A 12,242-nucleotide genomic window follows, 5' to 3' on the forward strand; every position below is an offset into this window, starting at 1 on the left:
AGGTAAAAACACAAATGATGAAAAAAAATTATTTCGAGCCACAAAGTAAGGGTTAAAATTCATATAATAAATTACCATATATTAATAAATATGTCATTTTTATTTTGTATAGAGGATACATTAAATGGAGCACAACGAAAAAAATTAATCAAAAACATAATAATCACTTTAAATAATTAATATTTTTCTTTTTTAAACACAAATTGATTAAAAAAATTCTATTTTAAATATTTTTCATTGTTATTTATAAACATCAACTCTACTTTTGTTTCATAAATAATAAAAATATGTGTGGAATTGTATGTCTATTTGACGCCAAACAAAAAACTGAAATATTAAGACCTCAGGTTTTGGAAATGTCAAAAAAAATCCGTCACAGAGGACCGGATTGGAGCGGGGTATTTCAGGACGAAAAAGTAGTTTTCTCCCACGAAAGACTCGCTATTGTTGATCCTACTTCAGGAAAACAACCCTTATTTACTAAAGATGGAAAAGTAGTACTTGCCGTGAATGGTGAGATCTACAACCATAGAGAACTAAAAGAAGAATTTCCGGATTATGAGTTCCAGACTCAATCAGATTGTGAGGTTATTCTGGCTCTTTATAGAAAATACGGAAAAAATTTCGTTGAAAAATTAAACGGAATTTTTGCCTTCGCATTATACGATACTGAAAACGAAGTTTACCTGATTGCCCGTGATCATATGGGAATATGCCCCCTTTATCAGGGATGGGATAAAAACGGAAACTATTATGTAGCGTCTGAATTAAAAGCATTAGAAGGCGTATGCAAGACCATTGAAACATTTTTACCGGGACATTTGCTATACAGTAAAGATGGCAGCGAACTTCAACAATGGTACACAAGAGACTGGGAAAGCTTTGAACATGTAGAAAACAACGATACAGATATTGCAAAATTAAGAAAAGGGCTTGAAGATGCCGTTCACAGACAATTGATGAGTGATGTTCCTTACGGAGTTCTTCTTTCGGGAGGTTTAGACTCTTCTGTCATCTCAGCAATTACTGCAAAGTTCGCAAGACAAAGAGTTGAAAGCGGTGACACTCAAGAAGCATGGTATCCGAGACTTCACAGTTTCGCTGTAGGGCTTGTAGGTTCTCCGGATCTTGTTGCAGCACAAAAAGCAGCGGAACATATTGGGTCCGTACATCATGAAGTTAACTTCACTGTTCAGGAAGGCCTTGATGCGATCCGTGATGTAATCTATCATTTGGAAACTTACGATGTGACTACGGTCAGAGCTTCTACCCCAATGTATCTTTTAGCAAGAGTTATCAAATCCATGGGTATCAAAATGGTACTTTCCGGAGAAGGCTCTGATGAGTTATTTGGTGGTTATTTATATTTCCATAAAGCACCCAATGCTAAGGAGTTCCATGATGAAACGGTAAGAAAATTAGGAAAACTTCACTTGTACGATTGTTTGAGAGCTAACAAAGCATTAATGAGCTGGGGAATAGAAGGCAGAGTTCCTTTCCTTGATAAGGAGTTTATGGATATCGCCATGACCCTTAACCCAAAAGATAAAATGATTAACGTTTCTGAAGGAAAAATTGAGAAATGGGTTTTAAGAAAAGCTTTTGAAGACATCCTTCCTGAATCTATTGCCTGGAGACAGAAAGAACAGTTCTCTGACGGTGTCGGCTATTCATGGATTGATACATTGAAAGATATCGCAGAGAAAGAAGTAACTGATGAAATGATGGTCAACGCCAGATTCAGATTCCCGTTGAATACACCTCAAAACAAAGAGGAATACCGATACAGAACCATTTTTGAAGAGCACTTCCCTAGCGAAACCTCTGCTGCTACGGTACCGTCTGTTCCGTCTGTTGCCTGTTCTACGCCTATTGCATTAGAATGGGATGAAGCTTTCAAAAAAATGAACGATCCAAGCGGACGAGCGGTTAAAGTGCATGAAACTTCATATTAATTGAGAGTGAGAGGGTTTTAGAATTGGAGTGAATCGTCAATTCTAGATGTTTAAGGTTCATGGTTTAAAGTTATCGGAATACTTAATTTATTCACGATTCACTTGTGAAGCAAAATTGACTATTGACAGTTATCACTTTGAATTATTCCCTTTCTTCCCTTTTTTCGTAATAATTTATCAATCCTGTAGCAATACAGGATTTTCTTTTGAATTAACGATACTAATATTGCATAATTTAACGCACAATTCAAAATAATATCTAATAAATAATTATATTTGGAATATATTTGAAAAACGAAAATATCAATTATAAAGAAATGAGAAGAAACCTTACTGTTTTATTTGCCTTATTATCCATTAGTATTGCCTTCGGACAGGGAAAATACGGTAAATACTTAAATTCAAAAAAGCTTGCTTTAGCTTATAAAAGCGTGAAAGACGCTGATAAGGATGACTATTATCAACAATTCTACTGGCTGGTAAAAGCAGAACAACTTAAGACATACCCTCATCTTAAAGACATCAAACCTATCGTTTTATACGAGTTTGTAAAATATGTAAACCCTCAGAATCCTACAAAAAAGTTGGATGACAGAGCTAAAGAACTTAGAGCAACCGCAGAATTGTCTTTAAATCAATATTTTAAAAATAAAAAATTCGAAAACAATTCGGTTTTAATGTACAACCTTGAAACCTATGTTGACCCTTCTAAAGGACAGTATTACACAACGGTAGACCCGGAAAAGATTAAAGAACTTGTTCCTAAAGAACTATTTGCTTTCAACTCTATCAATAGAAATATAGGGGAAGAAAAAACCTATTACCTGTGGATTGATAAGAAAAAAGATGATCTGAATATTGTAGATATCATTCCTAGCGAAAAAGAAGATAAAGCATTCTATACAAGGTTAAAACAATATCTTCCAAGCTATAAATTCTCTAAATATGTTCCGAGTGTGAAAAAAGGAAACAAATCGGATAAGACAGATCTTGAGTACTATTACATCATGCCTTTCGAACAGAATAACGACAACATTGAGTATAAAACCAAGGATTTCAAAAATTTCACTTTAAGCCAGTACAGAAAAGCCGGTGATGAATGGAAAGGAGTAGAAAAGCCTAGAAAATAAATCAAAAAGTCCTGTGATATTTCGCAGGACTTTTTTAATTTTATATGGATTTCTTTATCTAAAGATTGAAACAGCTTAAAGCAAGCGTTTTCTTCAAACAAAATAAGTCCGGAAGCAGTATATTCCGGCTTGTATATCATGACAGAAACCAATTCAACACAAACGTCCATAAAAAAAATACTTCCACTGATTCTGGCTACTGCTATTTTCATGCAAATGCTGGATTCCACTATTCTTAATACTTCCCTGCCTTCCATTGCTAAGGATCTTCATGAATCACCGTTGAACATGCAGAACGCTATTATCAGTTATGTTCTGACATTAGCCGTTTTCATGCCTGCCAGTGGCTTTTTGGCAGATCGGTTTGGAACAAAAAAGGTATTTATTTTCTCTTTGGTACTGTTCAGCTTGGGTTCTTTATTTTGTTCATTATCCCAAAACCTTACTCATCTTGTTATTTCAAGAGTCATTCAGGGAGTTGGAGGGAGCTTGATGACTCCTGTTGGAAAATTAGCTCTGATCAAAACTTTTGATAAGAATGAATTACTTAAAGCAATGAACTTTGCTATTATTCCTGCACTTATTGGTCCTGTATTGGGGCCATTAGTTGGTGGCTATATGGTGGATTATCTTTCCTGGCATTGGATATTCCTGATCAACATTCCAATTGGTCTTTTAGGGATTATTTTAGGTTTTAAATTTATGCCTGATTACAAATCTGATGATGTAGACTTCGATTTGAAAGGTTTTTTAATTTTTGCAGCAGCTTCTCTCCTGCTCTCAATTTCACTGGAGCTTTTTGGAAATATGCAGAATATCACACCTGTTCTCATCATATTTATTCTTGGATTCCTGTTCCTTTATTACTACTATAAGCATGCAAAAAAAGAAGGACATCCTATTTTTCCTTTAGATCTCTTCCAGGTAAGGACTTTCCGTGTGGGAATTGTAGGAAACCTGGCCACAAGATTAGGGATCAGTTCTGTTCCATTGCTCCTTCCCTTGATGATTCAAATTGCTTACAAACAATCAGCAGTTACCTCAGGATGGATTATCGCTCCAATGGCTATCACTGCCATATTTGGAAAATCATCCGTTATTAAAATTTTAGATAAATATGGGTATCGTCAAACTTTAATGATCAATACATTTATCATTGGAACATTGATCTGCCTTTTGGCCATTCCCGATATTCATACTTCATTGTATTGGTTTATTCCTATTATTGCCGTGTTAGGGTTTTTCAATTCCATTCAATTTACTTCTATGAATACTATTTCCATTGCCGACCTGCGTAATTTCCAGACCAGCAGTGGTAATTCTTTAATTTCGGTAAACCAGCAACTTGCCATTGGTTTCGGAATTGCGTTCGGATTGATTGTTTTAAAGTTATTTGAGAACACAGACCTCATCAAAGGAGAAATTCATAATGCTTTCCGTTATACGTTTCTTACTGTTGGCCTACTAACCATCTTATCAGGTTTGGTCTTCAGAAGACTACACATTTCGGATGGGAAAAATATGAAATCAAAAGAGGAGTAATTAAAAGTAAAGAAAGCTGAGAAAGCGAAAATGGCTAAAAAATTGAAATTAAAAACTGGAAGTTGCTAATCGTCTTATAATTGATAAAGGTTGCTGCAAAAGGTCATTTAAGAAAAATCTTCATCCTTTCCTTTATCAGCACTTTTCACTTCCTTTACTTTTTTCATTTCACCACCCTACGAACTTATCACAGATCAATGCTTTTGATGGATAAGTATGGTACTTTTGTTTACATAAAATCAACAATATTATGGCAACTAAAAAAGTAGAAATCGTAGTATCTCCAAGACCTGCACACTTTGTAGGTGATGGTTTTAGGGTTCATAATTTTATTCCAGGTGTACATGGATTAGACATGAAAAGAATGGACCCGTTCATTATGCTTGATTATAATTCAAAATTTCACTTCAATGGCTCTGACAGACCAAGGGGCGTGGGAGTTCATCCGCACAGAGGGTTTGAAACCGTAACGATAGCTTATAATGGAAAAGTAGAACACCATGACAGCGCAGGCGGTGGTGGCATTATCGGAGAAGGTGACGTACAGTGGATGACAGCAGCAAAAGGAGTTCTTCATAAAGAATATCACGAAACAGAATGGGCGAAAAACGGAGGAATCTTTCAAATGGTTCAGCTTTGGGTCAACCTTCCGGCAAAAGATAAAATGAGCCATCCAAAATATCAGGCTATTGAAAACTCTAAAATGGAAAGAGTGGATTTAGGTGAAAATGGATTCGTAGAGGTAATTGCCGGGGAGTATAACGGACATAAAGGTCCCGCTACCACTTTCACTCCTGTTCATATGATGAATGCAAAACTTAAAGCCGGAGGAAAGGCAGAATTTAACTTCCCTGCTCATTTCAATACCGCAGGATTGGTGATTGAAGGAAATATTATTGTAAACGGAGAAGAAAAAGTTCCCGCAGATCATTTTGTTTTATTTAATAATGAAGGCGAAACATTCTCTATTGAAGCAAAAGAAGATTCGGTTGTTTTAATTATCAGTGGGGAGCCAATTAATGAACCTATTTATCCTCACGGACCTTTTGTAATGAATACCAGAGAGGAAATTATGCAAGCTTTTGAGGATTTCAATACCGGAAAATTCGGATATCTTGAAGATTAAAAGGATAGAATTAAATTTCTCTTAATCTTAAATAAACTCTTTTTTTACTAACTTTATATATCATTATATCGGGTTGAAGTGTAAAGATTAATGTTAAGTTAAGTAATGTTTGGGGATATAAACCTTATAGGTCCTAAAAATCTATAAGGTTTGTTTTCTCAGCTGTATTTCTTTTATAACGCAAAGAATATTAACTTCTTTCAACCTAGATCTTAATAAACTTTTAATACAAAAAATTATGAAACCAGAATTTGAAAACATACCTCTTGTAAAGACCGATAAAAGATTCGAGATAGACGTTAATGGGCACTATGCATTCATAGATTACCGTGAAACCAAGCATCAAATTGCATTAATTCATACTGAAGCAGAACCGGAATTAGCAGGAACTGGTGCTGCTGCGGCAGTAGTGGAAAAAACATTGAACTATATTGAAGAAAGTGGGAAAAAACTACTCCCATTTTGCCCTTATGTTTTTGCATTTATCAAAAAGCATCCTGAGTGGAAACGTATTGTTGACGAAAAATTTGAAGGATACGACAAACTTTAAATTCTTTGCAAAAACCATTTCAATTATTTAAAATTTAAAAAAGATTACATCATCATGTCAAATATTGGACTTATCATTGAAGAAAAAGCAGCAGATATAGGAAATTTTCTCGTAGGAAGACTTCTTCCTTTCCGTGAAAAAAGAGCTGTGGGACCTTTTGTTTTTATCGATCATATGGGACCTTCCGAATTAAAGGATTATCAAAACCTTGATGTTCCTCCTCATCCTCATATCGGATTATCTACCTTAACTTATCTGCTTGAGGGATCTATTTTTCACAGAGACAGTATTGGAAGCGCTATTGAAATAAAGCCAGGAGCTGTTAACTGGATGACTGCCGGAAAAGGAGTGGTACATTCTGAAAGAACTCCTGAATATTTAAGACACAGCGATAAAAGACTTCACGGATTTCAGATTTGGGTAGGCTTGCCTAAACATCTTGAACAGTCTGAGCCAACTTTCAATCATATTGAAGCGGAGGACATTCCGGTTTGGGAAGAAGATGGAATTCAATATAAATTAATTGCCGGTGAAGCGTTTGGAACAACATCTCCGGTTCCCGTGCACAGCAAATTGTTTTTCCTTGAAATCAAAACAAAAGAGCCAAAGAAAATAAGCATCGGAAAAGACCTGTATGGTGAAGCAGCAATGTATGTTTTGGATGGAACAGTGACTACGGAAGGGAACTCTTATGGTTCAAAACAACTCATGATTGCAAAAGACACCAAACTTTGTGAATTTGATATGAGCGAAAACGGAACAGTCTATCTTTTCGGTGGTGAGCCTTTCGATGAAGAGCGTTTCATATTCTGGAACTTTGTAAATTCGGACAAAGAACTCATCGACCAGGCCAAGGTAAACTGGAATGATCAAAACCATGATGCATTTCCACTTGTTCCGGGTGATGAACAAGAATATGTCCCACTTCCTAAAGCTATTTTAAACAGAAAATAATTTTTGCCCAGACAGACCATTAAGCCATGAAAATATTAGCATTTGCAGGAAGTTCGTCTTCCACTTCAATCAACAGAGAATTGGTAAAATTTGTTTTGAAAGATTTTCAGAATGAAGAAATCAATTTGCTTGATCTCAACGATTTCACAATGCCTGTTTTTTCCGTAGATCTTGAAAAGAAAGGGTTTCCGGATGCAGCACATCAGTTTCTAAAAGTAATTGAAGAATGTGATGTTATCATTTGTTCCTTAGCAGAGCACAACAGATCTTATAGCGCAGCATTTAAAAATATTTTCGATTGGTCATCAAGGATTAATGTAAAGGTATTTCAAAATAAACCGATGTTTTTGATGAGTACATCTCCCGGCGGTTACGGTGGCGGCAATGTAATGAATACCGCAAAAACGTTCTTTCCACAATTTGCAGCAGATATTAAAGAAACGTTCTCTTTGCCTAAATTTTATGAAAATTTTGATCTTGAAAGTGGTGTCATTAATCCTGATATGCTGACGGATTTAAAAACCAAGATCAAAGACTTTAAAAACCAGATTAAAACCAATGACTAAAGGTAGACTGGAAGCTTTTAGCGATGGTGTTTTAGCCATCATTATCACCATTATGGTACTTGAGTTAAAAGTACCGGAAGGGAGCAATTGGACCAGTCTCAAACCTTTACTGCCTAAGTTTTTAGCTTATATTTTCAGTTTTATATATGTGGGAATTTATTGGAATAACCACCATCATTTATTCCAGGCAGTAAAAAAAGTAAACGGAGGTATTCTTTGGGCCAATCTCCATCTGTTATTCTGGCTTTCATTAATGCCTATTGCTACAGAATGGATAGGGACAACAGGTTTTGCAAAAAACCCGGTTGCAACCTATGGTATTGGACTGATTATGTCCGCTATTGCTTATACTATTCTGGAAAATGTCATTATCCGTTGTGAAGGTGAAAATTCAAGATTAAAAGAAGCCATCCATTCAAAATATAAAGAATATATATCCATCATATTTTATGTTTTAGGAATCGCTACTTCATTTTTTTATCCTTATATTGCCATAGGTTTTTATTATATCGTGGCTCTCATATGGCTGATTCCGGACAAAAGAATCGAAAAATCATTAAAAGAAAATTAATATGGAAACACACGAATATCCCAACGGCGACATTACTGTCATCTGGCAGCCTAAAAAGTGTATCCACTCAGCTGTCTGTGTAAAATTACTTCCCAAAGTCTATAATCCTAAGGACAGACCTTGGATAAAAGCAGAAAATGCAACCCCCGAAGAGCTTCAAAAGCAAATAGACCAATGCCCTTCCGGGGCTTTAAGTTATAAATTCAATACAAAATAATAATGGCGGTAACCGTAAAAGCAAGTTTAGGAAAAACAAAATATTATACAGAGGTAACAGCCGGTGAAAATACAATTATTACCGACGAACCCATAGATAAAGGTGGGCAAAATAAAGGTTTTAATCCTTTAGAAATTTTAGCGACCTCTCTGGCAAGTTGTACAGCTGCTACTTTAAGAATGTATATTGAAAGAAAGGAATGGGATGTAGAAAACATCAATGTAGAAGTGGAGTTGGAAAATTTCCCATTAACTAAAAGAGCCATTTTTAAAAGAGATATCAGTTTCGAAGGAGTTCTGGATGAAGAGCAGCTGAAAAGATTACACACCATTGCAGACGCCTGCCCTGTTCATAAAATATTAACCAACGAAATAGACATATTAACAAAATTCTCATAACATGATCGAAGTAAAACAAAACAACGACGAAAAACACGGAAGTTTTGAAGCTTTCATAGATGGAAGACGCGCAGGAATGATGACCTATACCTGGGCCGGAGAAGAAAGATTTATTATTGACCACACCGAAGTGGAGGAAGCCTATAATGGAAAAGGAGTAGGTAAAGAAATGCTTTTAGCTGCTGTAGATTATGCAAGAAAGAACGGAAAAAAGATTATTCCTCTCTGTCCTTTTGCTAAAGCCAGCTTTCAAAAGAATGTGGAACTTCAGGATGTTTTAGTGAATTAGTCACTGTTTTCACCCTACAATAAAACCCTTTCGTAGATATACTATGAAAGGGTTTTATTTTTACTCACAAATACTCATTTTGACAATGTTTGTTTTGTGTAACTGGTTCCTATTTATTGTTTCAAATAGTTGATAATGCCTATCACATCATCTTCCCCAAATCCTGCATCATGAGCAGCCTGGTAAGTTTCGCTTAAGGTTTTTGACAAAGGATAATCAGCTCCGGCTTTTTTGGCCAGAAGAATATCTTTCAACATTAGGTCCAGGGCAAATGAAGGCTCATAATGATTACTAATCAACAATGGCGTTTTTACCTTGGTGGCACCGCTTCCACTGGCACTCTCATTAATAATTTCCAGCATATCCTTTCGTTCGATCCCTAATTTGTCTGAAAATAGAATGGTTTCGGCAAGCCCCTGATATAATGCAGAAATAAAGTAATTCACAGATAATTTTGCGGCAATACCTTTTCCGTTTTCACCGAGATGTTTAATTGCTTTCCCCAGTTTTTGTAAATAAGGCTCGGCCCGTAAAACATCTCTTTCATCTCCTCCGGCCATAATAATTAATGTTCCTTCAGCTGCCGGTTTGGTACTCCCGGCTACAGGAGCGTCAATAAAGCCGGCTTCTTTTATTTTAACTGCTGAAGCGATATCTTTACTGATTTCAGGGGAAACGGTACTCATGTCTATTAACAATTTCCCACGAATATCTACAGAAAGAATTTCTTCGTATACTGCTCTTACTGCCGCGTCATTGGTTAACATCGTAAAAATAATATCAGAATTTTTCACCAATTCCTGAACACTTGTATACACCACAGACTGATTTTTAAATGCCTCTGCCTTTTCAGCAGTTCTGTTATAAACCCCAAGGGAAAAACCTGCCTTTTCTAAATTCTTAGCCATGGGATGTCCCATACTCCCCAATCCTATAAATCCTAATTTTTCTATCTCCATTTTTAAAATTTAATGTATTATTTATTAATGAAATAAGCCCTATAAACTTAGGGAAATAAATTGTCAAATTAAATTTTAATTGCATTGCTCTTTGTTTTACAATAGAAATAATCAATTTTCTAATACTTTCTGATGTTCATCGGTTTTTAAAAACCTAAAAACTAACCGAAATTTACGAACAGAAATGGATCAAGATCTATATAAAGCCGGCACACTATTCATAATTGCCCCTGAAATTAAGTGTATTTCAAATTCACTCTTCACAAGTGATCCTTTTTTATATATTTGCTAAAATTTAAAAATTAAGAATGAATTCAGGAACTATCCTTTTGCTATTTGTTTTTATCTATTTCATCGGTCTTTTGGTAATTTCTTATTTTACCAGCCGAAATTCGGATAACCAGTCTTTCTTTATCGGAAACAAGAAAAGTAAATGGTGGCTTGTAGCCTTTGGAATGATAGGAACCAGCTTAAGCGGTGTTACCTTTATTTCTGTTCCGGGAACAGTCGGAAAAATGACCGGTACGGAATATATTTATGGGGGCTTTGAATATTATATGATGGTGATAGGTTTCTTCATCGGATATTTTATTGTTGCAGCAATACTACTTCCACTGTATTATAAAATGAACCTTACTTCCATTTATACCTATTTAGGAAAAAGATTTAATGTAGAAGCCCATAAAATAGGTTCGATATTTTTTATTATTTCCAGGGCGATTGGCGCAACGGCAAGACTATATTTGGTTGTAAATGTATTGCAGATTTTTTTGCTTGAAGGATTAGGAGTTCCGTTTTGGCTAACGTCTCTGGTCCTATTACTGATGGTGCTTTTATATACCTTTGAAGGAGGTGTAAAAACAATTGTCATTACCGATACTTTACAGACTTCTTTTATGATTATCAGTTTAGTGGCATGTATCGTCTACATTTTATCCAACCTGAATTTATCTTTTGGTGAAGCTTATACTATTCTGGAACAAAAAAATTATACCCACTTCATTAATTTTGATCCTAATTCCAAGACGTTCTTCCTTAAAACGATTTTAGGAGGAATATTTATTACGATCGCCATGACAGGATTGGACCAGGAGATGATGCAGAAAAACATTTCTGTTGATAATCTTAAAAATTCTAAGAAAAACATGTTGACTTTTGCCGGAACCCTTCTTTTTGTAAATCTTGCTTTCTTATTTTTAGGAGGATTACTTTATCTTTTTGCTTTGCAAAATGGAGCAGAATATGGAACTATAAATGGCGAAACGGTTACCAATATTTTCGGATTTAAAGACGCTTCAGGAAATATCAAGAATATCATGGGAGACGATCTTTTCCCTGCTCTTTCCCTTCAGGGGCACTTCCCAATGGTTATTTCTATTATTTTCATTATTGGGTTAATTTCTGCACTATTTCCTTCGGCTGACGGAGCATTAACTGCAGTGACAAGCTCATACTGTGTAGATTTATTAAACCTTAACGAAGATAAATCCAAAACAGAAAAAGAAAAAAAACGTCTTCGTATGAAAGTACACCTGACCTTTACAGTGGTTTTCTTTATTTTGATTATGGTTTTCAAAGCCTTGAATGATAAATCAATTGTGTATCTTATTATGGAAATCGCCGGATATACGTATGGTCCGCTTTTAGGTCTTTTCGCTTTCGGAATTTTCACCAAGTTTAAGATTTCAAAAAAATATTCAATTCTTGCAGTTACTATTTTAGCACCTGTTATGACTTATCTGATCAATTTATCTGTTACCACCTATACAGACTACCGAATTGGAGTGGAATTGATAGCCTTGAACGGACTTCTTACCTTTATCGGTTTATGGATGGTAAAGGATAAGCAATATTTAAAAGTCGTTTAGAGTTTCAGAGTTTTTAATTATCAGTTTACTTTATAAATATACAAAGGCTGTTTTCAATTGATGAAAACAGCCTTTTTTATTAATTAACCTGAATTCGGGATAAGAATTTTCTATTTT

At 35.2% G+C, this 12,242-nt stretch carries 13 protein-coding genes; 12 read left to right on the top strand and 1 reads right to left on the bottom strand.

Going from position 1 to position 12,242, the window contains the following annotated elements; translation table 11 throughout:
• Positions 1-287: 287 nt before the first annotated feature.
• From asnB to CW752_RS13000, 11 genes are all read left to right on the top strand, one after another.
• Positions 288-1,955 carry an asparagine synthase B gene (gene asnB, locus CW752_RS12950; RefSeq protein ID WP_101240133.1) on the top strand — a complete coding sequence of 556 codons (1,668 nt, stop codon included), beginning with the start codon at positions 288-290 and terminating at the stop codon, positions 1,953-1,955.
• Positions 1,956-2,242: 287 nt separating this feature from the next.
• Positions 2,243-3,085, top strand: a complete 843-nt coding sequence (locus tag CW752_RS12955) for a hypothetical protein (RefSeq protein ID WP_228401757.1) — start codon at positions 2,243-2,245, stop codon at positions 3,083-3,085.
• A gap of 138 nt (positions 3,086-3,223) precedes the next feature.
• Positions 3,224-4,627, top strand: coding sequence for an MFS transporter (locus CW752_RS12960; protein ID WP_101240134.1), 1,404 nt, complete (start codon positions 3,224-3,226; stop codon positions 4,625-4,627).
• 250 nt (positions 4,628-4,877) lie between these two features.
• A complete protein-coding gene (locus tag CW752_RS12965) occupies positions 4,878-5,753 on the top strand; it encodes a pirin family protein (protein WP_101240135.1) in 876 nt (291 codons plus the stop codon).
• 238 nt (positions 5,754-5,991) lie between these two features.
• The gene (locus tag CW752_RS12970) at positions 5,992-6,303 is read left to right on the top strand and encodes a GNAT family N-acetyltransferase (RefSeq protein ID WP_101240136.1); all 312 of its coding nucleotides are present in this window, start codon (positions 5,992-5,994) and stop codon (positions 6,301-6,303) included.
• Positions 6,304-6,357: 54 nt separating this feature from the next.
• Positions 6,358-7,257 carry a pirin family protein gene (locus CW752_RS12975; RefSeq protein ID WP_101240137.1) on the top strand — a complete coding sequence of 300 codons (900 nt, stop codon included), beginning with the start codon at positions 6,358-6,360 and terminating at the stop codon, positions 7,255-7,257.
• Between the two features lie 26 nt (positions 7,258-7,283).
• Positions 7,284-7,823: an NADPH-dependent FMN reductase gene (locus CW752_RS12980; RefSeq protein ID WP_101240138.1), complete on the top strand. Its 540-nt coding sequence runs from the start codon at positions 7,284-7,286 to the stop codon at positions 7,821-7,823.
• Positions 7,816-8,394, top strand: coding sequence for a TMEM175 family protein (locus tag CW752_RS12985; protein WP_101240139.1), 579 nt, complete (start codon positions 7,816-7,818; stop codon positions 8,392-8,394). Before CW752_RS12980 ends, CW752_RS12985 begins: the two co-directional genes overlap by 8 nt.
• A gap of 1 nt (position 8,395) precedes the next feature.
• Positions 8,396-8,611, top strand: a complete 216-nt coding sequence (locus CW752_RS12990; RefSeq protein ID WP_101240140.1) for a (4Fe-4S)-binding protein — start codon at positions 8,396-8,398, stop codon at positions 8,609-8,611.
• A 2-nt stretch (positions 8,612-8,613) separates the two neighbouring features.
• Positions 8,614-9,009 (top strand): OsmC family protein, encoded by a 396-nt coding sequence (locus CW752_RS12995; protein ID WP_101240141.1) that lies wholly within the window; start codon positions 8,614-8,616, stop codon positions 9,007-9,009.
• 1 nt (position 9,010) lies between these two features.
• Positions 9,011-9,298, top strand: coding sequence for a GNAT family N-acetyltransferase (locus CW752_RS13000; protein WP_185117629.1), 288 nt, complete (start codon positions 9,011-9,013; stop codon positions 9,296-9,298).
• Positions 9,299-9,411: 113 nt separating this feature from the next.
• On the opposite strand, the gene CW752_RS13005 is transcribed toward CW752_RS13000, so the two are convergent.
• Positions 9,412-10,257, bottom strand: a complete 846-nt coding sequence (locus CW752_RS13005; RefSeq protein ID WP_101240142.1) for an NAD(P)-dependent oxidoreductase — start codon at positions 10,255-10,257, stop codon at positions 9,412-9,414.
• A 308-nt stretch (positions 10,258-10,565) separates the two neighbouring features.
• Between CW752_RS13005 and CW752_RS13010 the strand changes: the two genes are divergently transcribed.
• Entirely contained in the window at positions 10,566-12,125 is a 1,560-nt protein-coding gene (locus CW752_RS13010) for a sodium:solute symporter (protein WP_101240143.1), read from the top strand.
• The last annotated feature ends 117 nt before the right edge of the window (positions 12,126-12,242 follow it).

The sequence above is a fragment of the Chryseobacterium sp. PMSZPI genome, assembly GCF_002835665.1.
Classification (GTDB): Bacteria; Bacteroidota; Bacteroidia; order Flavobacteriales; family Weeksellaceae; genus Chryseobacterium.